The following is a 24,081-nucleotide window of genomic DNA, read 5'->3' as shown; positions in this document are numbered from 1 at the left end:
TGAAAGGCAGCTATAAAATTTCGTTTAGACTCTGTTAAAAGCGCGGCTACTGATATAGAAAGAAAAGAAATAAAAAATGACATAAGAAGAATTAAGAAAAACAGTTTATTACTTTTTATATTTTTAAAAGCTAGGTACATGTCTGTGCTCCTTTTAAATAAGAAGGAGATGATGAACATCCCCTTCTCCTTATCCAAATATTTATAAAAACAACTGTTTAATATTTTTTACCACTGTAATCGTAAGTTACCATTACTATCAAAAGTACCTTTGTGTGTATCTTCTTGATAGTCATTATTCTCATTCGCATAGTGCTCCGAGTATAGTCCTTTTGCACCAAAGGCGTTATATGCACCATTACTCACAGTTGCGTTTAATGCTCTTCCAGATTCATGGGATCCTAATTTGTCTGAAGCGCTTTCAATATATGAATTATTTCCATTTGATTTAATAAAAGAAATTGCTACTGAACAACGAGATGCATTTTGATTCGTAGTAGTTTGAGCTCTGTAAGATAGTAGGTTACCGCTTTTGTGACCGCTTAGAGTTGGATAGAATGCACTTGTTGAGATTGATGTTGCTAATAATACTAAAGTCGTAATTGAAAAAACTTTTCCTTTCATTAACAAGCACCTCATAAATTTAATAGTTTAGTAGCGCTACATCATCATAATATCCTTCAAATAAATTCTCCTCAATAAGAAACCTCGATGTTTTACAAACTCTTTAAACACTTAAACATTCATACATTTTTAAAAAGTAACGTATAAGTAGCAATATAAAAAGACTGCAGAGAAATTCTTCTCCGCAGCCTAATCATTATTTTTGTAAAAACGACTGTAAATCTGCAAACTGTCTCTTTGCATCTTCATAGCCTTGCTCGTATAAATTTTGTAGTTTTGCTGTATCTTTTTCCATACGATCTACTTGAAGCGGCACTTCTGGGCGAATAACAAATAAATTACCCGCTTGCTCTTCTTTTTCAATGTAGTGAAGCGTTTCATTATACACTTCATAACGCTTCAGCATCGTGTTAACAAGGTTCGGATATTTTTTATACGCTTTCGCTGCAATCCATCCAAACTTTGATTTTTTCTTCGCGTAACCGTGATTTCTCGTTAAAATAACGACTGATTTTTTAAATCCATCTTCTTGCGCTTTACGAACTGGAATCGGATCAGAAATTCCTCCATCTAATAACTGCTTACCACGGTAATTTACTACAGGTGCAATGAAAGGTAATGAACTAGATGCTTGTAATAAATTTAGTGCATCATCATTTGTCCCCTCTTTTTCAAAATAAACAGACTGTCCTGTTTCACAATCTGTTGTGCCTACAAGGAAACGCTCTGGACTATTAAAGTATGTTTCAAAATCAAACGGTACATGCTTTTCTGGAATCTCATGAAAAATGAACTCCATATCAAATAATTGGCGTTTTCTCCATAAGTTTTTATACGATAAATATTGCGGGTGTGATGCATAATCAATATTTACTGTTTTATTTCTATTTCTTTGTCTGGAAAGATACGACGCTGCATGACAAGCACCAGCTGATACACCGATTACATATGGAAAATATAAATCTTGTTCCATAAAATATTCTAATATCCCGCCCGTATATACACCACGCATACCGCCGCCTTCTAATACTAACCCCGTATTTTCAAGCATGTTACTCTCTCCTCTATATATATTGACTCTTTAATTATTCACCATGTTAAGTATCTTTTTCTATTATATATGAGTTCTTTCAGAAATTATATTCAAAAGACTTGAGAAAAAGGAGTTTTTTCTTCCAATTATATTTCCAAATGATCTGAGACATCCTTTATAAACCTTTGAATAAAGTCTTGCTCTGCTTTCGTATAACCATCTAAAAGTAACAGCCACTTTTCTTCAGCTTGCTTATGCAATTTTTCATGAGCTATATATATTTCATTCCCACTTTCCGTTAAGCGGAAGAAGATTTCTTTTTGATTATCTAACATTTGCATCTTCTCAACGAATTGCTTTTGAAACAACTTTGTACAAATTTTAGAGATCGCTCCCTTCGTCATGCCCATTTCTATCGTGATTGCCGTTACATTCATCAAACCATTTTTTCCGATACATTCGATTACATGTAACTCAGATAAAGACATACTACTTACACCTGTCTCATAAAAAAACTTCTCGTTTTGTCGTTTTAAATGTTCTTCTTTTTTATGCAAAAGTGTACGAATGTCCGACAGTATTTCCATTTGCTTCGTTGTATGCTTCAATCCGTTCGCCTCCTAAGTTTCCAAAGAAACAATTTAACTATATACCATTTTAAAATTATTTTTTCATCTTTACAAGTGAGAAAATCATGTTAAAATAAATTTAGTTTCCAAGGAAACTAAAATACAAGGAGGTTAACAAGATGAAAAAATCTAAACTAACTTTCATTTTATATGTTGTCTGTATTAGTGCCTTACTCGGTTCCTTCGCTCAAAATATTTACACACCTATCTTACCGATGATTCAAAATTCTTTTCACACTTCTCTTTATCTTGTAAATGTAACAGTTTCACTTTTCACATTCGTTCTTGCAATTATGCAGCTCGTATATGGACCTTTAATTGATACAAAAGGGAGAAAATCTGTCCTTATCCCTAGTTTAGTCATTAGTACAATTGGTTCAATCGGATGTGCTTTTTCGGCAAACATTTATTTATTTCTCTTTTTTAGAGCTGTTCAAGCTATAGGAATAGCGGCTATACCTGTAGTTTCAGCAACGATTATCGGCGATTTATTTGAAGGAAAAGAACGCGGAGAAGCGATGAGCCTGTATCAAATGTTACTTGCTCTCGCACCTGCAATGGCTCCACTCATAGGTGGTTATCTTGGCAGTATACATGGTCACTTATCTGTATTTCTCTTTTTATCTACACTTGGCATTATCTTATTAATTATAAACATTTCACTACTTCCAGAAACAAAGCCAAATGTAATTAAGCGGTCTAAAGAACAAAAGAATTACTCTCTTATCTTAAAAAATAAAACTGGATTTTCTATTACTCTTATTGGCTTCATTCAATTTTGTATTTACTTTTGCTTTCTCGTTTTTTTACCGAGCATTTTAGCAAATTCATTTCATTTAGCTGCAAATGCAATTGGTCTTATGTTTGTACCAATGTCTCTTTCTATCATGCTAGGAAGTTATTGCTACAAGCTTTTGCAAAAACGCCTCACAACAAAGCAAGCTTTATTCATCACTAGTTTCTTCAATATTATATGTGTCACTTTATTCTCTTTCACATATAGCATCAATATCTCATTCATCATTATCGTTACATCTTTATACGGTTTTAGTATGGGACTTTCTATGCCAACTCACACTACTTTATTAACGGAGGAATTCGTACAAGAACGCGCAACAGCCATCGGTATGTATAACTTCATACGCTATCTCGGTATGGGCACAGGGCCACTTGTAGGTGGATTTCTTGTATTTAATCAAAATTACTTTTGGATTTTCTTCCTAGGTGCAATTACATTTCTATTTATCATTTTATGCGCAATGAAAATGCTACGTTTTCAGGCTGTACAAAAAGCAAAATAGAGACCTATAGATGGTCTCTATTCTAAACTCTTTGATCTGCAACGATATGAATATCAATATACTTCGTTTCTCTCATAATTTCATTTACAATTGAACCTTTTCGAATTTCTTCCCACCTTGTTCTTGCTGATTGTCCGAGTAAAATTTGCGTTACTTGTAGTCTTTTCGCAACTTCAATAATAACATCCGCTGGCTTTCTTCCTTTTGCCTCTTCTAAAACAAAACTCGCATCAAATTGATTCGTTAACGACTTCCACTCTTCAATCGTCTGCTTTTTCCCAGCTGAAATAGAATCTATATTTTCCCTCTCAACGTTTAATACGTACAATTCAGCATTTAACCGATCAGCCATGCGCCATCCCCGTCGTATTAATTTCTCCGCTGTCGAACTGTATTGTACACAAACAAGAATTTTTTCTTTTACACCAATCGGTTCTATTACTGTTTGGCTAATTTTCTCGTCCATATCATCTGCCACTTCCCGAAGTGATAATTCTCTTAGTGCCCCTAAATTATTAAGCGTAAAGAAATTTTGTAAGCTTTGCTCTATTTTTTCTTCCTTATATATCTTTCCATCTATTAACCTCTTCCTTAATACTTCCGGCGTTGCATCAACGAGCTGAATTTCATTTGCTTTTTGTAAAATAAAATCTGGAATACGTTCTCGCACTTTAACATTCGTAATTTGAGCAACAATGTCATGAACACTTTCTAAATGTTGAATATTAAAAGCTGATAAGACGGATATACCGGCATCTAGCAATTCCTGTACATCCATATAACGTTTCTTATTTTTAGATCCAGGAATATTGCTATGCGCAAGTTCATCCACAACAACGACTTGCGGTGCACGTTTTATAATTCCTTCCACATCGAGTTCATAAAATACTTTCCCTTTATACTCTATTTCTTTTAAAGGAACTTTTTCTAAATCAGCAATTGCTTCTTCCGTCTCTTTTCTACCGTGCGTTTCAATTAAACCAATTACAATATCCGTACCATCCTTTTTCATTTCTCTTGCATCAAAGAGCATTTTATAACTTTTTCCTACTCCTGGAGCCGCTCCTACATATAACTTTAACTTCCCGCGGTTTTGCTGACGAATATATTCTAAATACTCTTCTGGTGTTCGCCTTTGAAAAGTTGGTTTATAGTCATCCGCATACAAAATAAACACTACCTTTCATTCGAAACAACGCTACCTCAATCCGTTAGATTGAGGTAGCACTGTTACTATTTCATTAATTTTTGTAATGCTAAATTTAGCTTTAAGACATTCACTCGATTTTCTCCAAATAAGCCAAGTGCCGCACCTTCCGTTTGATCTTTAATCAATTGATCTAGCGTTTCTTTCGGAATATTTGTTAATTTCGAGATGCGATCTACCTGCACAGAAGCTGCCTTCGGACTAATGTCAGGATCAAGCCCTGAACCTGAATTTGTCACTAAATCAATCGGTACTTCTGTAACTGGAACGCTCGGATTTTGTTTCTTCCACTCTTCAATACTTTTCTCTACTCGTTTCTCTAAATCTGGATTAGATGGTGCATAGTTATTTGAACCAGATGCTTCTGCCTTATATTCAATACTAGAAACACGCCCTTGAAAATAACGTGGATCCGTGAAGTTTTGCCCGATTAATTTAGAACCAATCACTTCATTTTTATCATTATATATTAGACTTCCATCCGCATTATCCTTCATCACTGCTTGTGCAATACCAGTAACAATAAGTGGGTATACAAGTCCACACAACACTAGAAATGTAAAAGTAATACGGATAATTGGTGATAGTATACTTTGTTTCTTTTCCATCTTTTTCCCCTCTTCCTTATATGAACAAGCCGACAATTATATCAATTACTTTAATTCCAATGAATGGTACAATAACTCCGCCAAGCCCATAAATAAGTAAATTTCGGCTAAGCAATGCATTAGAACTCATCGGTTTATATGCAATACCTTTCATCGCTAACGGAATGAGTAATGGAATAATAACAGCGTTAAATATTAATGCTGATAAAATCGCTGACAGTGGTGATGTTAATTTCATAATGTTCAATGCTTCCATTTGCGGAATCGCAAGTGTAAACATCGCTGGAATAATCGCAAAATATTTCGCTATATCATTCGCAATACTAAACGTCGTTAACGCACCTCGGGTCATTAACAATTGCTTACCAATTCCTACAACCTCAATAATTTTCGTCGGATTCGAGTCTAAATCAATCATGTTCGCCGCTTCTTTCGCTGCTGTCGTACCACTATTCATCGCTAATCCAACGTCAGCCTGTGCTAATGCCGGAGCATCATTTGTACCATCACCTGTCATCGCTACAAGTTTCCCTTTATCTTGCTCTGCTTTAATAACCGCAATTTTATCTTCTGGCTTACACTCAGCAACAAACTCATCTACCCCTGCTTCTTTTGCAATGGTTGCTGCTGTTAACGGATTATCACCTGTACACATAACCGTTTTAATCCCCATTTGGCGTAACTGTTCAAAACGCTCACGCATACCCGGTTTTACTGTATCCTTTAAATAAATTAAACCGTAAATACGATTATCTACTGCAACTACAAGTGGTGTTCCGCCCTCTTTTGAAATTAAGTCTGCTTTTTGATTTACATCTTTCGGAATTGTTCCGCCTTGTGACTCAACCCATTCAATAACGGCACCTACAGCACCTTTTCTCACTTTCGTTCCGTCTTGTAAATCAACACCACTCATTCTCGTTTCTGCTTTAAACGGAACAAACTCACCTTGTTCTGCAAGTTCTCTATTATATGATATAGATTTTCCCTGCACATACTCGATAACAGATCGACCTTCTGGTGTTTCATCTAAAACAGAACTAATAGCGGCCCACTTTCCAACTTGCTCAATCGTTTCATTTCCTACAGGCAATAATGTATGAGCCATCCGGTTTCCAAAAGTAATTGTACCCGTTTTATCTAAAATAATTGTATTAATATCGCCCGCAGCTTCTACTGCTTTCCCTGACATCGCTAACACGTTAAATTTTGTCACCCGGTCCATCCCAGCGATACCAATCGCTGATAGCAAACCACCAATTGTCGTTGGAATTAAACATACTAACAATGCTACGAGTACAGCTGTATCAATTTGAAAACCTAAATAATTTGTAAAAATCGGCAACGTCACAACGACGATCAAGAAGATAAGAGTTAAGCTCGTTAATACTGTATTTAAAGCAATCTCATTCGGCGTTTTTTGACGAGCAGCTCCTTCTACTAAAGAAATCATTTTGTCGATAAATGATTCACCAGGATTACTCGTAATAACAATTGTAATTTCATCACTTACCACCATCGTTCCACCTGTTACGGAACAAAAATCACCACCCGCTTCTTTTATTACAGGAGCTGATTCTCCTGTAATTGCAGATTCATCTACAGACGCTAATCCTTTGATTACTTCACCATCATTCGGAATCATTTCTCCTTGTTTTACGATAACAACATCACCTTTTCTAAGATCAGTTGCTGAAACTTGGACAATGTCTCCATTTTCTTTTACAACATTTGCAAACACATCTTTCTTCGACTGCTTTAAAGAATCGGCTTGCGCTTTACCACGACCCTCTGCTAATGCTTCTGCAAAATTCGCAAATAAAACTGTAAATAATAGAATAAGAGAAACTGTTATATTAAACCATCCTGGTATACTACTAGAACTGCTTGGAAGAAAAGATAAAATGAACGTAATGATAAACCCAATTTCCACAACGAACATAATCGGATTCTTTATCATGACTTTCGGATTCAATTTCGCAACGGATTGTTTCATCGCATGTGTTACGATATCACGATCCATCGTTTTCGCTTGTCTAACTTCATCTTCTACAGCATGTATTTGTGACTTATTTAATTGTTTTTCTTTTACTACTACCGGTCTCATCATTTACCCTCCATTACTTCAATGTAAGAAATTCTGCAATTGGTCCGAGTACTAACATCGGGAAAAATGTTAATGCACCGACAATTACAATTGTTCCGATGAAGATGCCACCAAATAAACTATTATCTGTACGGAACGTTCCAACTGTTTCTGGCACTACCGTTTTTTCTTTCAACGAAGCTGCCACAGCTAGCATCGTAATTAAACTGAAGTAGCGTCCTAAAAACATAACTAAACCAGTCGTAATATTCCAAAACGGTGTATTATCTCCTAATCCTTCAAATCCAGATCCGTTATTCGCAGCTGACGATGTATATTCATATACAACTTGTGTTAAACCGTGGAAACCGGAATGAGAAATAGCATCCGTTCCTAAATTTGTTGAAAGAGCTAATGCCGAAAATCCTAAAATGAGCAATGGATGAAATAAAATCGTGACTGCGATTAATTTCATTTCCTTACCTTCAATCTTTTTACCTAAAAACTCTGGTGTCCGTCCAACCATTAACCCAGATATAAACACCGCGATAATTGCATACATAATAATGTTTACAAAGCCTGCTCCAACTCCGCCATACACTGTATTTAACATCATATTTACGAGGGGAACTAGACCACCAATTGGTGTTAACGTATCATGCATCGTATTAACAGCGCCTGTTTCAGCAGCTGTCGTTACTGTTGCGTATAGTGAAGAAAATACTGTTCCAAATCGTACTTCTTTCCCTTCTGTACTTCCTTGTACATGTTCGATACCCATTCCATTTAATGCCGGGTTCCCGTTTAGTTCAGATGTCGTAATCGTTATAAACCCTAGTAAAAATACCATAAATAGTGACACGAAAAGGATGCGGCCTTGTTTTTTATTTCCGACCATTCGTCCGTACGTAAATGGAAGTGCTGTTGGTAATAACATCATAAGCATCATTTGCAAAATATTACTCATTTGTCCTGGATTTTCGAAAGGATGCGTAGAGTTTGCTCCGAAAAATCCACCGCCGTTATTTCCAAGTTCCTTAATGGAAACGAATGATGCAACAGGTCCGCGTAAAATACTTTGCTTTGCACCTTCAATCGTTTGTGCTGTAACCGCCCCATCTAACGTTTGTGGTACGCCAAGTGCGACAAAAACTAGTGCCGCAATAAATGCGATAGGAAGAAACACTCTCGTTAACGCTCTCGTAAAATCAACGAAAAAGTTACCAAGTTCTTTTCCAGCAAGTCCTCTTATAAATGCCATAACGAGTGCTAATGTCGTTGCCGGTGCTGCAAACATTAAAAATGTAATTCCGATTAATTGTGATAAATAAGATAAACCATTTTCACCGCTATAATGCTGTAAGTTTGTATCAGCCATAAAACTAATTGCTGTATTAAAAGCGAGCGTAGGCTCCATTCCTTCAATATGTGCTGGATTTAGCGGCAACACACCTTGTAATCTGAAAATGAAATATACGACAACAATCATAAATCCATTGAGTAAAACTAATGATAATGCGTACTGTTTCCACGTTTGATTGTATGCTTTTACACCTGTAATTTTAAAAATAAGTTTTTCAAAAGGCCCGAATACTTTATCTAGCGTTTTGCTACCTTGAAAAGCTTTCTCTAAATAAATCCCCGTTGGCTTTGCTACTAAAATAAACAAGAGCATTGTAATAATGACTGCAACCCAAATCATAATGAATGATTCCCCCTAATTAAAACTTCTCTGGATTTAATAATGCATACACTAAATACACTGTAATTGCTGCGACTATAACCGATAAGACAATCATCATGATTGCTTTCCTTCTTTCACAACTTTATCTGACCAACTTGCAAGACTTGCCATCGATGCAACTAATAAAATAAAAATCCCGACCATTACAACATCTAACATAACTATCCCTCTCTTCATTTTGTTAAAATTTACCATTTAAATATTAAAAAAGAACACTGAGCTCTACTCAGTGTTCAAAAAATGAACAACAAAAAGTAAACCTCCTCTCTAAACGCTTACGAGGTTAGCTGTCGGATTCGGGCCTAAAGAGTAGCCCTACTTTCAAAACTGAAAGATTCACCCCAAGTGACGATGCACAAAATTGGTTCCCCCGCTCCATTTCTGGAACTCAGCGATTTTAGGTTTTTTTGGAAATTTTATGAATGATTTATGAGAGTAAATATACTCCTCTATATTTCACTTGTAAAGGGGTAAATTACTGAAAATAAGAAAATATCCATCTATTTAAACGCTTACATTGAGTATTATTAATATTCTTTCATCTATTTACTCGTCTTTTCTTTCATTTTCACAGAAATGATCTTTTCGATACGAAATAAAAAGAGCGAATGACATAAAGTGCATAGCTTGTTGCACTTAGCATTCGCTCTTTTTATTTCACTATTTATTCTTCTCGTAAAAAAGCACGTAAATTTCTCCCGCGAATATAAACTTGTGACAATTCTGCATGTAGCTGCTCATATTCGATAACATCTGTTTTTAAATATAAAGCGTCTTTCGATGGCAATATGATATAGGGCCTTGGAAAAATAGGATCCAGCACCACCAATTCTTGAACTCGCTCTACTGATATCGCCCAACGATTCGCTATATCTCCTAGTAACAACACTTTCATCTTCTTTTCCTCCACCCTATTCAAAAAATAAAAAAGAAATATTATCACAATTCGTAAACACGACAAATTTAGCTCCAATTGTTTCATAGAGCCTCGCTGGATATCGTTTATTCCTTGTAACAACAGTAATAGGTGCTTGAAAAGAAAAGCGAATGTGTTCTGTGAAGAAACTAACGATTGGAAGCTCATCTCCTAGTAAAATCACCTTCTTAATACACTCACAAATACTAGTAAAGTCCTGCTCCTTACTGCAACTATAAGTCCAATCAAACCCACAATTCCTAACTTCAGCCGCTATCTCTTCATTTGCCGTAAAAATAATTAACTCATGTTGAAATGATACTAGATCTCTTAAACTATCTACCTTACTTTCTTCTCCAACACAAATAAGTGTTAGTTCCATGTACCTCATCCTCCTTAGTATAAAAGAAATCAAACATAGATTGATATTCCCCTATACTAATCAGATCGATGAAGTGATGTATCCATCATGGCACCGTCCTCTCTCAAGACGCTTACGAAGTTAGCTGTCGGATTCGGACTTTGAGAGTAGCCCTACTTTCAAATTTGAAAGATTCACCCCTAGTGCAGACGCACAAATTGGTTCCTCCGCTCCATATAATTGGACTCAGCGTTTACAAAAAAATATATTCTGGCTGATATATTACTCCTGTATTTTGAAAAAGTAAACAGAAAAAAAGCCAGTTATAAAACTGGCTTTTCACTTATCTATACACGCGTTCTATTCACTTTATACGCAAAATGATTCGTCGGTCCATGACCACTACCAATATTCAATGGCTCTTCAATTGCTATACTAATAAATCGTTTTGCTTCTTGAACAGCATCTTTAATTGAGTATCCTTTCGCAAGTCCTGCTGTAACCGCTGAAGCAAATGTACACCCACTTCCATGCGTTTGCTTTGAAGGAATTCGCTCGCTTCTAAACTCAATAAATTTTTCTCCATCAAAGAGGAAATCAATTACTTCATTACCTTGATATTCTGCATGTCCGCCCTTCATAAGCACATATTTAGCACCTAATTCGTGCAATACTTTTGCAGCTTCCTTACTATCTTCAATATTATGAATCTCCATCCCAGTTAACACTTCTGCTTCTGGGACATTCGGTGTTATAACAGTTGCTACTGGTAATAAATATTCTTTTAATGCTTGAACTGCTTCTTGCTGTAATAATGATGCACCGCCTTTTGCAATCATAACGGGATCTAGCACAATATTATTCCAGCCAAACTTTTTAATTTGTTCTGCAACAATTTGAATTATTTCACTACTAAATAACATTCCTAGTTTCACTGCATCTGGTGTTAAATCCGTACCAATTGAATTCAGCTGTTCTGTAATACCTTCTAACGGAACAGGATATACCCCTTGAACGCCAAGCGTGTTTTGAGCAGTAATTGCCGTAATAGCCGTCATTCCGTATACACCAAGCTCTTGGAATGTTTTTAAATCTGCCTGAATTCCAGCACCGCCGCCGCTATCAGACCCTGCAATTGTTAAAGCTTTATTCACTTTCATCCCACTCATCCTTTTCTATCCAAAATAGCGATGATAAATCGTTTTTGCTTCGCTTATATCTTTCGTTCCATGTACGAGTACACGACCATCTTTAAAAGCAACTAATCTCTTTTCTTCCACAGAAAATGATAATAAATATGGATTTACATTTAAATCATTTACACGATCATCCAGCAGCTTTTTGTACCTCTCAAAATCCATTTCCTCTTTATGAGGTGGTCTAATTTGAACTGTATTTCGCCCGCATAAAACTGCTGTTTTCGATGTGTTTTCTTTATTTAAATACGGGTATATCGCATTCTCTCCGCACGAAGGACAATTGTGTTTACGAAGCTTTTGCACATTCATACATGAATATTCATTCTTCCATACATCAAATGACACAAGTCCATCTCGCAGTGATTCGTAATCTTCTACTAACAGTTTAAGAGCTTCTGTTACTTGATGAGAAACGACGAGAGATACAGCAGGTGATATAATACCCGCTGTATCACATGTTGCCCCGCCAAGCGGAATCGACTGTAATAAACATGATAAACATGGTGTTTTACTAGGAAGGATTGTGTAAGAAAGACCGTAACTACCTACACATGCACCGTAAATCCATGGAATAGAATATTTTTGTGCTATATCATTTACAATAAAGCGTGTTTCAAAATTATCAGTCGCATCAATCATTACATCAACATTTGTAACAAGTTCTTCTAGCTCTTCAGCTGTTACATCTTGAACGAGAGCTTCTATTGTTACATCACTATTGATCTCTTCTAAACGTTTTTTAGCCGCTATAGCTTTTGGAAGATTATTCTTTACGTCGCTCTCTGCATACAATTGTTGTCTTTGTAAATTACTCCAATCTACATAATCACGGTCAACAATTGTTATCTTGCCAACACCTGCTCTTACAAACATCTCTGCATTTGCACTACCTAATGCACCTGCACCGATAATAAGCACATGCTTTTCTCTTATCTTTTGCTGTCCTTCTTCTCCAATTGGAGAAAATAGTTCTTGGCGAGAATATCGATTATTCAACTACGCTCATTCCTTCTAAAGGACTACTTGCAGTTGCACAACGCTTACGTGCAATACGACCTGCTTCAAATCCTAAACGTCCTGCCTCAATACTTAATTTCATTGCTTGTGCCATTTTAATAGGATCTTTTGCTCCTGACACAGCCGTATTTAATAACACACCATCCGCTCCTAATTCCATTGCAAATGCCGCATCAGCTGGACTACCAATACCGGCATCAACGATAACTGGTACTGTCGCTTGTTCAATAATGAAGCTCAAATTTAATGGATTTACAATACCAAGCCCTGAACCGATTGGTGATGCTCCTGGCATAATCGCATGCACGCCAAGCTCTTGTAATTTACGTGCTAATACAACATCATCAGATGTATACGGAAGTACGATAAATCCTTCTTCTAGTAACATTTCAGATGCCTTTAACGTTTCTACCGGATCAGGTAATAACGTTCTATCATCACCAATAACTTCTACCTTTATCATGTCACAAAGCCCAGAGGCTTTTGCTAATTTTGCAATACGAACAGCCTCTTCAGCGTTTTTTGCCCCTGCTGTATTTGGTAATAACGTATATTTTTTCACATCAAGTTTCTCTAATAAATTAGGTTGCTTTGCATCAAAGATATCCATACGACGTACTGCAAACGTTAAAATTTCAGCTTCAGAAACGTCAATTGCCTTTTGCTGCACGTCAAAATCAGGGAATTTACCTGTTCCTAATAAAAGTCTAGAATGAAATGAAAATGGTCCAATGTTTAACATAATCAACCGCCTCCTACGAAAGTTACAATCTCAATTTGGTCTCCATCAAAAACAGATGTATCTGTATGATCATCTTTTTGTAAAATATCTTTATTACGCTCTACTACAACAATTCTGTTATCTAGCTCTAAATGTGTAAGTAGCTCGGCTACTGTTTTTACACTCTCTGGCACTTCAATTTGATTACCATTAATTTTCAAATTCAAACTTCCATCCCCTTTCTAAACCGTTTTAGAAAGCAATGAATCTAGCAAATGATTCTCTTGCTTTCCTTCTATTAAATCAGCCATATATTGGCCAGAAACAGGACTTAATAAAATACCGTTTCGATAATGGCCCGTGCAAGCATATAAACCTTTTATTTCTTCATGCTCTCCCATATAAGGAGCTTCATGATTCGATTGTGGTCTTAATCCTGCCCACGTGCTTTCCCATTCTGCTTCTTTTAAAGCTGGCAATATTGTATAAGCACGCTCTAATATAGAAGTTATACTTTCTGGCTGCACAGTTTTATTGAACGTATGTGGCTTCATTGTTGCCCCAATTACGTAACGTCCACCGCGCTTTGGAGTAATGTAAAATCTTTCTTGAAAAATAGGTGCTTTTAAAAGTTGTTTTCTACTTCTTACCGCAACCACTTCTCCTTTAACTGGATATGTACCCCAATCGCGGTGAAAATAACTGAGTAACTTCGTGCTCCATGAACCTCCTGCAATAACGACTTTCTCACATGTGACAATACCTTCACTTGTAATAACTCCAGTCACTTTATTATTTTCAATACGGATATCAAATACTTCTGTCTGTTCATATATATCAGCACCGGAAATCGCTGCAGAATGTGCGAATGCTTTCGTAAGCTCTGGTGCAATAACATGACCGTCTTTCGGATAATATACTGCTCCTATAATAGATTCGGATAGATATGGCTCTTTTTCCCGCACATGGTCTCCCGTTAGAAAATAAGAATCTTCACCTATTTTCTGCTGCCAATCCATAATGTGAAGAATTCTTTCCTTCTCATCTTCATTTTGAGCAATACGATAAATTCCTTTTTCTTCATATCCAATATCAATACCCGTCTTTTCACGTAAAACTGCTGCAAGTTGTGGAAATATAGCTCGGCTTTCTCTAGCAAGTTCAAATAGCGGATCATACGCATCCCATTCTGCTTGAACACCAAGTAAACCAGCAGCTGCTTTCGAAGCTTCCGATGCAATTTTTTGCTTCTCTACAATCGCTACTTTATGTCCTCTTTCTGCTAGAAAATGTGCAACTGAACTACCAATTACACCACCACCAATAATCGCTACATCATACTTCTCACACATGTTTTTCCGCCCACTTTCTTATTGATTCCTTATAAGACTTCGCTTTGCTATACGGGTTACTACTACTTAAAATTCCAGACATAACAGCAATTCCACTTACTTCACTTGCCAGAATATCCTTTGTATTCTCAGGAGTAATCCCTCCAATAGCTATAATTGGTATCGATAAGCTCCTTGCAATGTCCGAAATTTCTTCAAACCCTCTCGCTGGCACACCTTTTTTACACTCTGTTAGGAATACATGACCATAAACGAGCGAATCAGCCCCGTTCTTAAAAGCCTCTATCGCCTCTTCTAAAGAATGTACGGAATAACCGACATGCAAATAAGAAAACTTTTCTTTCACTGACCTTACATCTGTACTTCGATATCCTAGTTGAACACGCGGGATATTTAATAAAATAGCAATATCAATTCGATCATTGATAACAAGCTTTGATGCTGGAAAGCCTTTTTTCAAAAGGCTTTCCACCCCTTCATATAATTCCTTCGTACTTTTCTCACGCTCACGAATATGCAAATAATCAATCTCGCTCTCAATTTGCATCGCTACACTCACTAACTCTTCGAATGACATGTGACCATTTGAGATTACATGAAGCTCATTTTTCATATTCATTCGCCTACTTTAAAATATTTTCGAATAGCTCATCGGCCGGAACGATTTCTTTCGTCATTCCTTTATCTTTCAGCCATTTATTTTGTTTTTCCCATGATTCTTTTGAATCTGATAAAAATGGCTCATCTTTCGTTTCCATCTTCTCTAATAAAATTTTCATACTTTCTTTTTCAACTTCTGGCACAAGCGGGAAGTTTTCTTTTTCTTGATGATTTAATAAAATATTTAATGCTTCATCTGGATTTTTCTTCATGAAATCATAGCCTTTTTTCGTACCACGTAAGAAGGCTTGCAACGCTTCTTTATCTTTTTTCAACGTTTTATCACCTGTTACAAATACAAGCTCATGATAATTCGGTACACCATAATCTGCTGGATTAAAGTACGCTGGTTCATGACCTTCATGACGCATAACAGGTACTTCATGGTTAATGTATGCCCCTGTTACCGCATCCACTTTTTTCGTAATTAATGCTGGTACTAAATCAAAGCCAACATCGACTACTTTCACTGTATCTGGATTACCACCAGCTTCTTTTACCATCGTTTTTAAATACATCTCACTTAAAGGTGTTCCAGAATATCCAACTGTTTTCCCCTCTAAATCTTTTGGCGATTGAATGCCTGCTGACTTCAGTGATACAACATGATTTAATGGGGAACGTACGACAGCTCCAATTGATTTCACTGGAATTTGTTCGTTTGCTTTTGCCATAACAACATCTGGTTGATAATATAAGCCAACCGTTACTTTTCCTGCAGCTGCTAAAGTTAATGGATCAGTCGGATTAGAAGGGAATTTAATATTCACCTTTACTCCTTCTTCTTTAAAATAGCCTTTTTCAATTGCTGCATAAATAAAGCTATGTACCGCATTTGGGTACCAATCAAGCATGACCGTTATTTCTTTTTCTTTTTTACTCTTATCTGATGCTGAATTACTAGAACATCCAGCAATCATTGCAACTAATAATGTAAACACAAAGATGCGTTTTAATAATTTCATGAATGCTTCCTCCAACTAATGAATTTCTTTTCTAATATCGAAATAAGGATGACGAAGAAAATAGCTAGTAATGATAACAATACAATGGGTGCAAATACACCTGCTCCGTCTAACTGCGTCATCATTCTTTTACTGAAATATCCTAACCCAGCTTGCGCACCGAGCCATTCGCCAATTGCTGCTCCGATAACACTAAGCGGAACTGCGATTTTTAAAGCTGAGAAAAAATAAGGAAGAGCAGACGACAATTTTAATTTAAGAAAAACATCTTTTTTCGTTGCCCCGTATGTAACTAAAAGCTCTTCCCATTCTTTTTTCGTACTGCGTAGTCCATCATACGTATTGACCGCAATCGGGAAAAACGTAATTAAAACCGTAACAACGACTTTACTCCAAATCGTATATCCAAACCATAAAACGAAGAGCGGAGCAAGCGCTGTAATAGGAATCGTTTGTGAAGCGACTAATAATGGATAAAATGCTCTCTCCATCCAATTACTCGCGTTCATTAACATCGCTAGCCCTACCCCAAGTACGATAGAAATTGCCACACCTATTAAAACGACATATAATGTTGCCGGCAAATGAACCGTAAATAATATATCTTTTAGTTTCCATATCTTCATTACAATCGCAGACGGTGACGGTAAAATGTACATTTCATCTACGATCCTTGCGCCTACTTCCCAAAAGGCAAGTAAAATACTAGAAAGTGTAAGGGCAGGTAATAGCTCCTTCAACCGGTTCATCATACGAGTACCTGCCTTTGTAACATACTAAGAAGCTCATCTTTAAGCGCTAACACTTCAGGTTTATATAAATCTTTTCTTGTTCGATTACAATCAAGCGGTACAACCCTCTCGGTTAAAGTAGTTATCGGTTGCTGCTCTACTACTAAAATTCGATTAGAAAGAAACAACGCTTCTTCCACATCATGAGTGATAAATAAAATTGTTTTTTCCCACTCTTTCCATTGTTCAAACAGCCATTCTTGCAAAGATGCCTTCGTTAAAGCGTCCAACGCGCTAAACGGTTCATCTAACAACAATACCTCCCCACCTGTTAATAAAGTCCGAATAAAAGATACGCGTTGTCTCATACCACCAGATAAATCTTTCGGATATTTTGTCTCATACCCTTGTAAGCCAAATTTATGTAGCAGTTCCTTGGCCTTTATTTGTGCTTCTTTCTTCTGTACACCTTGACACTCTAGCGGCAGAGCAGCATTCTCAATAATCGTTCGCCACGGCAGGAGCATATCTTTTTGGGGCATATACCCTACAGGATGGCTCTTCGTTTCTGTCAGCTCTATCTGCCCAGTACTTACTTCTTCTAAACCTGTAATAAGGCGAAATAGAGTACTTTTCCCGCATCCACTCGGTCCGATAATACTTACAAACTCTTTATCTTGTATAGAAGCATTTAATTCATTGATGATTGGTTTCTCATCATAATGAAAAGAAACATTATGAAACTGTAGTATGTTCTTGCTCCTCAAATCCCCACATCTCCTTACGATAGGACATATCCCAGAATAAATATTCAAATCGACTGGAATATAGGAAAATCTCCTCTAATTGATCTAGCTCTTTTTCAGACTTTCCAACTGCCATTTCATTTAATAAATCGATTAACCAAATACAAAGGTTACCGTATTCTTCAGAACTATATCCTTGAATCCACTCACCAAAGAACTCATGATCTCTTGCTCCAGAAATATCATTTAAACGCTTTCCAATTTCCCAGTAGCTCCACATACATGGAAGAAGTGCTGCTATTAATTCCGCAAGTGTGCCATTTTGAGATACAGACATCATGTAATTTGTATAAGCCAAATTTTTAGCAGATGGCTTTGCAGACTCTATCTCCTCTATAGAAATTCCCAGTCTTTTTGCATATTGTTTATGGATTGTCATTTCTCCATTTAATATGCCATCAATTTGTTCAGCAAATTTCCCCATTACTTGTGGATTTGTTGCTTTTACAACACCAATCGCATATAGCTTTGCATAATCTAACAAATATAAATAATCTTGAATAATGTAATACTGAAACTTATCTTTTTCTAACGTGCCATCCCCCATACCTACTACAAACGGATGATTATGACTCATCTCCCAAACTGGTTGTACAGTTTCTAATAATCTATCGCAAAATTTCATTTCGCTATCCCCTTCCGGTATGTGTATTTAAATAAAAAACCACTTCTAAATAAGAAGTGGTTACAGCAAATAAAATTATAATTTATTCGTTGCTCCACTTCCCTTCGCTAGTATTACCTAGATCAGGTCTGTAAGGGTTAAGGATTATTCCTCTCTCAGCACAACAAGCACCCCTAGTGGTTTCAATATGAAATTTTTAAACAAAAAAGCCCCGTTTCTATACGCAAAGAAACGGGGACTTATTATTAGTGTCCGAATTGCTTCCCTACGCTAGCATAATCTAGATCAGGTAATGAAAAGGATCAAAGGCTTACGGCCTACTCTCAGCTGGCAACACCAGCTCTCCTAGCAAACTATGAAATTATCACTGTCAGTATAACATCGTAATAAGACATCATCAACTGTTTTAATTTTCTCAATTGTCAACAAAATAACAAAACTATATAATACTTATATTCTATCTTAGAAATTATTATCCTAATTAATTGGATAATAAGGAATCATTATCCTCAAAAAATTTATTTTTATATTGATTTCATATTACATTTATGTGAATACACCCACTATATTATATCTTTATACTATAATAAAATTACAACTATACAACTAGAGGAGGTCTCTATTATATGAATATGAAAGCTACTGCTTTAACAGCAACTACTGTAGCGATTGCTTCTTTACTTCCTTCTATGGGTGAAACAAATGTACAAAAAGCAAACGCTGAACAATTATCTAATATTAAAACTGGGTATGTCAAAGTCGATCAAGTAGCATTACATACAGAAGATAGCGTAAAAAGCACATCAATTGATACAATTCGCTTTAATACAAAAGTGAACATCCTTGAAATAACTAATGGTTGGTATAAAGTATCTGTTCATAATAAAGTAGGTTATGTACAAAAAGATGCTATTTTACTAAAAAACAAACTTCGATCTAATGATCAATACATCGTCAATGCTAATGCATTGAACGTTCGCTCCGAACCTAATTTAGAATCTTCCATTTTAGATGTATTACCAAATGGCAAGTTCATTACCGTTCAAGAAGATCAAGGCGAATGGTATAAAATATCACATAATGGCCAAACAGGTTACGTACAAAAAGCATTCATCTCTAATGGTTCACAGCCCTTAGTAAAAGGAATCACCGTTCAAAATAATACAAAATATACTGTTGCAACACCTAATCTGAATGTACGTAGCAACACTAGTACAAGTAGCGCTCTACTCGGTTCATTACAAAAAGGTACACAAGTACAAGTAGTAGAAACTGCAGGAACTTGGTATAAAATTCGTTTTGGCACAGGATACGGATATGTAGCAAAACACTATGTAGTACAAAATCAACCACAAGCCAAAACAGATCAGCCTTCATCTATTCCAGCTGCTTTCAAATTCCCTGCTCAAGGAAGAATTAGCTCAACCTTTGATATACGCTGGGAACAAATGCATTATGGTATAGATATTGCAGCTCCAGGGAACGTCTCTATCCAAGCTGCTGCTGCAGGTAAAGTTGTGAAATCTTATTATTCAGCTAGCTATGGCAATGTTGTTTTCATTGCGCATCAAATCAATGGGAAATTATATACAACTGTTTATGCTCATATGAAGGATCGCACTGTACAAGCTGGTGATCAAGTACAAACTGGACAATTAGTAGGTCATATGGGAAACACAGGTCATTCATACGGGCAACATCTTCATTTTGAATTACATAATGGAGAATGGAATTTTGAAAAAACAAATGCAGTAAATCCACTGCCATATTTAGTTAGGTAAGTTGTATGCCACGCAATATACCTCTTATAATTGAATACGTAGCCTTTTTAGGTTTAATCTGTTGTTTAATCATTTACAATACAAACATTGTATTTTTATCTATTATTATTGCTTTTGTTGCATTAGAAATTATGATGGAATCATTTCAAGTGCAACTAAAACAAAAAATTGCCCATATTTATAACGCTATATTTCTTTTGAGTGCTCTCATAACAAATATAATTAGTAATGGCTTTTATTTATCTACTGTATTTCCAATATTCTTTATGGCTGTTTTATTATTTGTAGCTAGATATATTAATGTCCCTTATAACCAAAAACAAGAACAAGAAGCTTAGAAAGAGGAGACACTGTGTACCAATCTTTCAAAGATACTCCAATAAAATACATATTGAATTTGTATAAGAAAGCCAATACTTTTTTTGGTATACAAGGAAGTTATACTGCACAACTTCTCCTATATGGAATGTTGTTTCTTGTCTTAATCACTTTCTCCTTGTTTTACTAACAAAAAAGGATCTCACATAAACTGGAGATCCTTTTTAATTTATATTAATTTTTCATATCGAAAATATTGTTTATCCACAAGCATATTTTTCATAAATAAAGCTCAGATTATATTTTTTCTCTAAGCTCATTCGTTGTTCGTCATCGCACCAATAGAAAAGAATATCATGAATCGTTGCGTAACGCTTATTTTTAAGAAATAGCCTAAAGAATGATGGTAAACAATCATGTAATTGTATAAATATATAATTGCGTAGTGTTTCTTCTTTATATTCAATGCCCTTACAAATATACAGTAATTCTTCACAATAATATGCATGCTGTGGAACTTGTATCATTTCGAAAAATGGCACATAAGATAGTAGCTTTCCAATAAAATGACCGTATCGATCCATTACTCCTAGCGTCATATGCTCCATCATTTCTTTCATCACATATAAATAATCATCTACATGAGTTGTCTTTAACGGGTCTAAGCGATCGGAAATTTGAGATAATACAGCTCTTTGACATGCTAAAACTGCCTGACTAGGTCCATAATATGATAGGAAATCTGTACACTTACGATATTTACGTAATAAATCATGTGTATATAAATCATATACGAAAGTATTACAATACATTGCTAAACTCATCATATCACTATTTAATTGCTCTTTTGATAATGATTTCGCTCTCTTGCACATATAAAAGAATGTAAACTCCAATACTTCTTTATGAGATAATAAATGTTTACAATCGGTTATACATTTCTCATTAAATTTAACTCTATCCCAAATTTCAATATCCCTATCTGTCAGTTCACCTATACGATATTTAATAATTAAATAGTTTAAAGCAACTGATTGCGTCAAAAGATCCCATGTTTCATATTCCAATGAAGTATGAACAAACTCAGCTAATCCTTGCGCTATCATAAAAGCATTTGCCTCTTCATACCAACCAATCTCTTGGCATAAGCGAAGAATACGCACTAAAGTTGGAATTTCATCTTTATGAAACTGCGGTAAATTCTTTACTTTATTCATGCCATATACGATAAATGCCGCTAAATTTTCTTCTTTATAAAATTCTTTCTCTTTCCATACTAATATAGTTCGTTCTTTCCCCTCACCTTTTGGGTGACAAGGTACAAGCAAAGAAAATAATTCAGCGAAATTATTTGGTTCTATATATGTATCTGTAACCAAATTCCAATTTGGATCGCCCTGTACAGCCTTCATATAATTCCCCTTCCCTTTTCATCTATGTAGGAAATATTAATTTAATATCGAACCATTAAAAATTAATATTGTTATATTCAAAATCTCTCATAATACTTATATCTATCAGTATATCATCTTTTCTCTTATTAAAAATTAAGAATAACAAATTTTAATAAACTGTCGAAATTATTCACCATATACTTATTATATAATGCCTCAGATACATCACGCTAATATATTAGTTTAATCCATATATACTAGAATAATGCATCTGAACTTTATATATAATTTAGCTCTTTATGAGTGACCATTAAAATCTCGGTTAATTAAAGTTTCAATTTATTCTGTATGCTCTGAGATTTCGCTCAAGGCAAATCCAGCTTGATCATCTGCCGATTCCCTTATAGCTAAATCTCCTAGTGCTAACATGCCAATAAGCTGACCACTATCAACTACTGGTAACCGTCTAATTTGATACTGTGCCATTAGCTCTGTAGCCTTTTCAATAGAATCATTTGGAGAAACTGAGATAATATTTGTTGTCATTACATTTGTAATTTTATTAGATCCAGGATGTTTTTCAGCAATCCCTCGAACAACTAAATCTCGATCAGTAACAAGCCCAACAACTTGCTCATTTTCAACAACAGGAATTAATCCAACCGATTCTTCCTTCATTTTTACAGCTGCCTCATATACATTGTCTAGTGGTGTACAATGTACAATATGGGTACTCATTAAGTCTCTAACTTGTGTCATTATTTATTTCCTCCTTTTTATACATACCATAGCTTTTCCAAAATTCCTTTATTTATTTCTGGAAAGTAACATTATAAAAAGGATTAACAAAATAAAAAAGAGCCAGCATAATGCTGACTCTTTTTTGTATGACCCGTACGGGATTCGAACCCGTGTTACCGCCGTGAAAGGGCGGTGTCTTAACCACTTGACCAACGGGCCATGGCTCCGCAGGTAGGACTCGAACCTACGACCGATCGGTTAACAGCCGATAGCTCTACCACTGAGCTACTGCGGAATAATATATGGTGGGCCTAAATGGACTCGAACCATCGACCTCACGCTTATCAGGCGTGCGCTCTAACCAGCTGAGCTATAGGCCCATATACTTACAGGGGCAGTAGGAATCGAACCCACACTGGAGGTTTTGGAGACCTCAGTTCTACCTTTAAACTATGCCCCTAAATGATGCCGGCTAGAGGACTTGAACCCCCAACCTACTGATTACAAGTCAGTTGCTCTACCAATTGAGCTAAGCCGGCATAAAAAAAAATGGTGGCTCGGGACGGAATCGAACCGCCGACACGAGGATTTTCAGTCCTCTGCTCTACCGACTGAGCTACCGAGCCAACATAAATGGCGGTCCCGACCGGGGTCGAACCGGCGATCTCCTGCGTGACAGGCAGGCATGTTAACCACTACACCACGGGACCATTTGGTTGCGGGGACAGGATTTGAACCTGCGACCTTCGGGTTATGAGCCCGACGAGCTACCGTACTGCTCCACCCCGCGACAATATTAAATTTAAAAAATGGAGGAGGTAGAGGGATTCGAACCCCCGCGCGACTCTCGCCGCCTGTCGGTTTTCAAGACCGATCCCTTCAGCCGAACTTGGGTATACCTCCATGAAGGAAAAATAAATATTTTATTATTATATGTCTAAACCATTTAAAAGAAAATGGAGGAGGTAGAGGGATTCGAACCCCCGCGCGATTCTCACCGCCTGTCGGTTTTCAAGACCGATCCCTTCAGCCGAACTTGGGTATACCTCCGAGACATATATTAAATAAAGTGGAGCCTAGCGGGATCGAACCGCTGACCTCCTGCGTGCAAGGCAGGCGCTCTCCCAGCTGAGCTAAGGCCCCATGTTTTTTGGAATATCGGGAAGACAGGATTTGAACCTGCGACCCCCTGGTCCCAAACCAGGTGCTCTACCAAGCTGAGCCACTTCCCGTTAATAAAAGCGCGCCCGAGAGGAGTCGAAC

26 protein-coding genes, 12 tRNA genes, 1 pseudogene and 4 riboswitches are annotated in these 24,081 nt (G+C 36.3%); of the genes and pseudogenes, 3 read left to right on the top strand and 36 right to left on the bottom strand.

Annotated elements, in window-relative coordinates:
• From MR160_RS25410 to MR160_RS25395, 4 genes and pseudogenes are all read right to left on the bottom strand, one after another.
• Window positions 1-140: pseudogene (locus MR160_RS25410) on the bottom strand (ABC transporter permease); the annotation flags it as partial.
• A gap of 87 nt (window positions 141-227) precedes the next feature.
• Window positions 228-623, bottom strand: a complete 396-nt coding sequence (locus tag MR160_RS25405) for a hypothetical protein (protein WP_000676983.1) — start codon at window positions 621-623, stop codon at window positions 228-230.
• A gap of 196 nt (window positions 624-819) precedes the next feature.
• Window positions 820-1,674, bottom strand: coding sequence for a patatin-like phospholipase family protein (locus MR160_RS25400; RefSeq protein ID WP_044783321.1), 855 nt, complete (start codon window positions 1,672-1,674; stop codon window positions 820-822).
• Between the two features lie 128 nt (window positions 1,675-1,802).
• Window positions 1,803-2,264: a MarR family transcriptional regulator gene (locus MR160_RS25395; RefSeq protein ID WP_000683325.1), complete on the bottom strand. Its 462-nt coding sequence runs from the start codon at window positions 2,262-2,264 to the stop codon at window positions 1,803-1,805.
• A gap of 140 nt (window positions 2,265-2,404) precedes the next feature.
• On the opposite strand from MR160_RS25395, the gene MR160_RS25390 reads away from it, so the two are divergent.
• Entirely contained in the window at window positions 2,405-3,586 is a 1,182-nt protein-coding gene (locus MR160_RS25390) for an MFS transporter (protein WP_000748724.1), read from the top strand.
• Between the two features lie 22 nt (window positions 3,587-3,608).
• Here the strand turns inward: MR160_RS25390 and kdpDN are convergent, their stop codons facing one another.
• From kdpDN to tenA, 18 genes are all read right to left on the bottom strand, one after another.
• Entirely contained in the window at window positions 3,609-4,763 is a 1,155-nt protein-coding gene (gene kdpDN / locus MR160_RS25385; RefSeq protein ID WP_079245081.1) for a KdpD-like non-kinase potassium sensor, read from the bottom strand.
• Between the two features lie 56 nt (window positions 4,764-4,819).
• Window positions 4,820-5,401: a K(+)-transporting ATPase subunit C gene (gene kdpC / locus MR160_RS25380; RefSeq protein WP_079245080.1), complete on the bottom strand. Its 582-nt coding sequence runs from the start codon at window positions 5,399-5,401 to the stop codon at window positions 4,820-4,822.
• A 16-nt stretch (window positions 5,402-5,417) separates the two neighbouring features.
• The gene (kdpB, locus tag MR160_RS25375; protein WP_001248006.1) at window positions 5,418-7,508 is read right to left on the bottom strand and encodes a potassium-transporting ATPase subunit KdpB; all 2,091 of its coding nucleotides are present in this window, start codon (window positions 7,506-7,508) and stop codon (window positions 5,418-5,420) included.
• 13 nt (window positions 7,509-7,521) lie between these two features.
• A complete protein-coding gene (gene kdpA / locus MR160_RS25370; protein ID WP_000638330.1) occupies window positions 7,522-9,189 on the bottom strand; it encodes a potassium-transporting ATPase subunit KdpA in 1,668 nt (555 codons plus the stop codon).
• A 19-nt stretch (window positions 9,190-9,208) separates the two neighbouring features.
• A complete protein-coding gene (gene kdpF, locus MR160_RS25365) occupies window positions 9,209-9,286 on the bottom strand; it encodes a K(+)-transporting ATPase subunit F (RefSeq protein ID WP_223153441.1) in 78 nt (25 codons plus the stop codon).
• Complete coding sequence (locus MR160_RS25360; protein ID WP_000887894.1) at window positions 9,286-9,390, bottom strand: SipW-dependent-type signal peptide-containing protein; 105 nt, start codon at window positions 9,388-9,390, stop codon at window positions 9,286-9,288. The genes kdpF and MR160_RS25360 overlap by 1 nt, the downstream gene beginning before the upstream one ends.
• Before the next feature lie 99 nt (window positions 9,391-9,489).
• Window positions 9,490-9,635: riboswitch (cyclic di-AMP (ydaO/yuaA leader) on the bottom strand.
• Window positions 9,636-9,895: 260 nt separating this feature from the next.
• Window positions 9,896-10,126 (bottom strand): hypothetical protein, encoded by a 231-nt coding sequence (locus tag MR160_RS25355; RefSeq protein ID WP_242298335.1) that lies wholly within the window; start codon window positions 10,124-10,126, stop codon window positions 9,896-9,898.
• Window positions 10,127-10,142: 16 nt separating this feature from the next.
• Window positions 10,143-10,529 (bottom strand): hypothetical protein, encoded by a 387-nt coding sequence (locus tag MR160_RS25350; RefSeq protein ID WP_000424067.1) that lies wholly within the window; start codon window positions 10,527-10,529, stop codon window positions 10,143-10,145.
• Between the two features lie 93 nt (window positions 10,530-10,622).
• A riboswitch (cyclic di-AMP (ydaO/yuaA leader) is annotated at window positions 10,623-10,770 on the bottom strand.
• An 85-nt stretch (window positions 10,771-10,855) separates the two neighbouring features.
• Window positions 10,856-11,668: a bifunctional hydroxymethylpyrimidine kinase/phosphomethylpyrimidine kinase gene (thiD, locus tag MR160_RS25345; protein ID WP_000867375.1), complete on the bottom strand. Its 813-nt coding sequence runs from the start codon at window positions 11,666-11,668 to the stop codon at window positions 10,856-10,858.
• Window positions 11,669-11,683: 15 nt separating this feature from the next.
• Window positions 11,684-12,703, bottom strand: a complete 1,020-nt coding sequence (gene thiF, locus MR160_RS25340) for a thiazole biosynthesis adenylyltransferase ThiF (RefSeq protein WP_001065427.1) — start codon at window positions 12,701-12,703, stop codon at window positions 11,684-11,686.
• The gene (thiG, locus tag MR160_RS25335; protein ID WP_000931981.1) at window positions 12,696-13,466 is read right to left on the bottom strand and encodes a thiazole synthase; all 771 of its coding nucleotides are present in this window, start codon (window positions 13,464-13,466) and stop codon (window positions 12,696-12,698) included. Before thiG ends, thiF begins: the two co-directional genes overlap by 8 nt.
• Window positions 13,467-13,468: 2 nt before the next feature.
• A complete protein-coding gene (gene thiS / locus MR160_RS25330; protein ID WP_001049505.1) occupies window positions 13,469-13,672 on the bottom strand; it encodes a sulfur carrier protein ThiS in 204 nt (67 codons plus the stop codon).
• A gap of 15 nt (window positions 13,673-13,687) precedes the next feature.
• Window positions 13,688-14,797, bottom strand: coding sequence for a glycine oxidase ThiO (thiO, locus tag MR160_RS25325; protein ID WP_000333297.1), 1,110 nt, complete (start codon window positions 14,795-14,797; stop codon window positions 13,688-13,690).
• The gene (gene tenI, locus MR160_RS25320) at window positions 14,790-15,410 is read right to left on the bottom strand and encodes a thiazole tautomerase TenI (protein WP_242298333.1); all 621 of its coding nucleotides are present in this window, start codon (window positions 15,408-15,410) and stop codon (window positions 14,790-14,792) included. Before tenI ends, thiO begins: the two co-directional genes overlap by 8 nt.
• Window positions 15,411-15,420: 10 nt before the next feature.
• Entirely contained in the window at window positions 15,421-16,422 is a 1,002-nt protein-coding gene (locus MR160_RS25315) for an ABC transporter substrate-binding protein (RefSeq protein WP_000771335.1), read from the bottom strand.
• On the bottom strand, window positions 16,419-17,171 hold the full coding sequence (locus MR160_RS25310) for an ABC transporter permease (RefSeq protein WP_242298337.1): 753 nt from the start codon (window positions 17,169-17,171) through the stop codon (window positions 16,419-16,421). Before MR160_RS25310 ends, MR160_RS25315 begins: the two co-directional genes overlap by 4 nt.
• On the bottom strand, window positions 17,171-17,920 hold the full coding sequence (locus MR160_RS25305) for an ABC transporter ATP-binding protein (RefSeq protein WP_001256821.1): 750 nt from the start codon (window positions 17,918-17,920) through the stop codon (window positions 17,171-17,173). The genes MR160_RS25310 and MR160_RS25305 overlap by 1 nt, the downstream gene beginning before the upstream one ends.
• Window positions 17,889-18,584 (bottom strand): thiaminase II, encoded by a 696-nt coding sequence (gene tenA / locus MR160_RS25300; protein WP_000666835.1) that lies wholly within the window; start codon window positions 18,582-18,584, stop codon window positions 17,889-17,891. The genes MR160_RS25305 and tenA overlap by 32 nt, the downstream gene beginning before the upstream one ends.
• An 82-nt stretch (window positions 18,585-18,666) precedes the next feature.
• A riboswitch (TPP riboswitch) is annotated at window positions 18,667-18,769 on the bottom strand.
• 60 nt (window positions 18,770-18,829) lie between these two features.
• A riboswitch (TPP riboswitch) is annotated at window positions 18,830-18,941 on the bottom strand.
• A 269-nt stretch (window positions 18,942-19,210) separates the two neighbouring features.
• Here tenA and MR160_RS25295 point away from each other — a divergent pair.
• Window positions 19,211-20,365, top strand: a complete 1,155-nt coding sequence (locus MR160_RS25295; protein ID WP_001056038.1) for an SH3 domain-containing protein — start codon at window positions 19,211-19,213, stop codon at window positions 20,363-20,365.
• Window positions 20,366-20,370: 5 nt separating this feature from the next.
• The gene (locus MR160_RS25290; RefSeq protein ID WP_001137820.1) at window positions 20,371-20,703 is read left to right on the top strand and encodes a hypothetical protein; all 333 of its coding nucleotides are present in this window, start codon (window positions 20,371-20,373) and stop codon (window positions 20,701-20,703) included.
• A gap of 240 nt (window positions 20,704-20,943) precedes the next feature.
• On the opposite strand, the gene MR160_RS25285 is transcribed toward MR160_RS25290, so the two are convergent.
• The 14 genes from MR160_RS25285 to MR160_RS25220 form a co-directional block, all read right to left on the bottom strand.
• A complete protein-coding gene (locus tag MR160_RS25285; RefSeq protein WP_000648916.1) occupies window positions 20,944-22,095 on the bottom strand; it encodes a DUF3965 domain-containing protein in 1,152 nt (383 codons plus the stop codon).
• 321 nt (window positions 22,096-22,416) lie between these two features.
• Window positions 22,417-22,836 carry a CBS domain-containing protein gene (locus tag MR160_RS25280; RefSeq protein WP_000195542.1) on the bottom strand — a complete coding sequence of 140 codons (420 nt, stop codon included), beginning with the start codon at window positions 22,834-22,836 and terminating at the stop codon, window positions 22,417-22,419.
• Between the two features lie 129 nt (window positions 22,837-22,965).
• Window positions 22,966-23,037 (bottom strand) — tRNA-Glu (locus MR160_RS25275).
• A 1-nt stretch (window position 23,038) separates the two neighbouring features.
• Window positions 23,039-23,113: transfer RNA gene (locus tag MR160_RS25270), tRNA-Asn, on the bottom strand.
• A gap of 8 nt (window positions 23,114-23,121) precedes the next feature.
• Window positions 23,122-23,198: transfer RNA gene (locus MR160_RS25265), tRNA-Ile, on the bottom strand.
• A gap of 9 nt (window positions 23,199-23,207) precedes the next feature.
• Window positions 23,208-23,278 (bottom strand) — tRNA-Trp (locus tag MR160_RS25260).
• A 6-nt stretch (window positions 23,279-23,284) separates the two neighbouring features.
• Window positions 23,285-23,357, bottom strand: a tRNA-Thr gene (locus MR160_RS25255).
• An 11-nt stretch (window positions 23,358-23,368) separates the two neighbouring features.
• Window positions 23,369-23,444: transfer RNA gene (locus tag MR160_RS25250), tRNA-Phe, on the bottom strand.
• An 8-nt stretch (window positions 23,445-23,452) separates the two neighbouring features.
• Window positions 23,453-23,528, bottom strand: a tRNA-Asp gene (locus tag MR160_RS25245).
• Between the two features lie 3 nt (window positions 23,529-23,531).
• Window positions 23,532-23,608 (bottom strand) — tRNA-Met (locus MR160_RS25240).
• A 20-nt stretch (window positions 23,609-23,628) separates the two neighbouring features.
• A tRNA-Ser gene (locus MR160_RS25235) sits at window positions 23,629-23,721 on the bottom strand.
• Window positions 23,722-23,775: 54 nt separating this feature from the next.
• Window positions 23,776-23,868, bottom strand: a tRNA-Ser gene (locus tag MR160_RS25230).
• A 20-nt stretch (window positions 23,869-23,888) separates the two neighbouring features.
• Window positions 23,889-23,961 (bottom strand) — tRNA-Ala (locus tag MR160_RS25225).
• Between the two features lie 15 nt (window positions 23,962-23,976).
• Window positions 23,977-24,050, bottom strand: a tRNA-Pro gene (locus tag MR160_RS25220).
• Window positions 24,051-24,081 lie beyond the last annotated feature (31 nt).

It is taken from the genome of Bacillus cereus group sp. BfR-BA-01382, assembly GCF_022663475.1.
GTDB lineage: Bacteria > Bacillota > Bacilli > Bacillales > Bacillaceae_G > Bacillus_A > Bacillus_A thuringiensis_S.
The sequence above is the reverse complement of the archived record's forward strand: the minus strand, read 5'-3'. Positions and strand labels throughout refer to the sequence as shown.

Bases quoted from the DNA above. Each gene is read 5' to 3' on its own strand.
- MR160_RS25405 (WP_000676983.1), bottom strand. From the start codon at position 623: ATGAAAGGAAAAGTTTTTTCAATTACGACTTTAGTATTATTAGCAACA.
- MR160_RS25400 (WP_044783321.1), bottom strand. From the start codon at position 1,674: ATGCTTGAAAATACGGGGTTAGTATTAGAAGGCGGCGGTATGCGTGGT.
- MR160_RS25390 (WP_000748724.1), top strand. From the start codon at position 2,405: ATGAAAAAATCTAAACTAACTTTCATTTTATATGTTGTCTGTATTAGT.
- kdpC (WP_079245080.1), bottom strand. From the start codon at position 5,401: ATGGAAAAGAAACAAAGTATACTATCACCAATTATCCGTATTACTTTT.
- kdpB (WP_001248006.1), bottom strand. From the start codon at position 7,508: ATGAGACCGGTAGTAGTAAAAGAAAAACAATTAAATAAGTCACAAATA.
- kdpA (WP_000638330.1), bottom strand. From the start codon at position 9,189: ATGATTTGGGTTGCAGTCATTATTACAATGCTCTTGTTTATTTTAGTA.
- kdpF (WP_223153441.1), bottom strand. From the start codon at position 9,286: ATGATTGTCTTATCGGTTATAGTCGCAGCAATTACAGTGTATTTAGTG.
- MR160_RS25360 (WP_000887894.1), bottom strand. From the start codon at position 9,390: ATGTTAGATGTTGTAATGGTCGGGATTTTTATTTTATTAGTTGCATCG.
- MR160_RS25355 (WP_242298335.1), bottom strand. From the start codon at position 10,126: ATGAAAGTGTTGTTACTAGGAGATATAGCGAATCGTTGGGCGATATCA.
- MR160_RS25350 (WP_000424067.1), bottom strand. From the start codon at position 10,529: ATGGAACTAACACTTATTTGTGTTGGAGAAGAAAGTAAGGTAGATAGT.
- thiD (WP_000867375.1), bottom strand. From the start codon at position 11,668: ATGAAAGTGAATAAAGCTTTAACAATTGCAGGGTCTGATAGCGGCGGC.
- thiG (WP_000931981.1), bottom strand. From the start codon at position 13,466: ATGTTAAACATTGGACCATTTTCATTTCATTCTAGACTTTTATTAGGA.
- thiO (WP_000333297.1), bottom strand. From the start codon at position 14,797: ATGTGTGAGAAGTATGATGTAGCGATTATTGGTGGTGGTGTAATTGGT.
- tenI (WP_242298333.1), bottom strand. From the start codon at position 15,410: ATGAAAAATGAGCTTCATGTAATCTCAAATGGTCACATGTCATTCGAA.
- MR160_RS25315 (WP_000771335.1), bottom strand. From the start codon at position 16,422: ATGAAATTATTAAAACGCATCTTTGTGTTTACATTATTAGTTGCAATG.
- MR160_RS25310 (WP_242298337.1), bottom strand. From the start codon at position 17,171: ATGAACCGGTTGAAGGAGCTATTACCTGCCCTTACACTTTCTAGTATT.
- tenA (WP_000666835.1), bottom strand. From the start codon at position 18,584: ATGAAATTTTGCGATAGATTATTAGAAACTGTACAACCAGTTTGGGAG.
- MR160_RS25295 (WP_001056038.1), top strand. From the start codon at position 19,211: ATGAATATGAAAGCTACTGCTTTAACAGCAACTACTGTAGCGATTGCT.
- MR160_RS25290 (WP_001137820.1), top strand. From the start codon at position 20,371: ATGCCACGCAATATACCTCTTATAATTGAATACGTAGCCTTTTTAGGT.
- MR160_RS25285 (WP_000648916.1), bottom strand. From the start codon at position 22,095: ATGAAGGCTGTACAGGGCGATCCAAATTGGAATTTGGTTACAGATACA.
- MR160_RS25280 (WP_000195542.1), bottom strand. From the start codon at position 22,836: ATGACACAAGTTAGAGACTTAATGAGTACCCATATTGTACATTGTACA.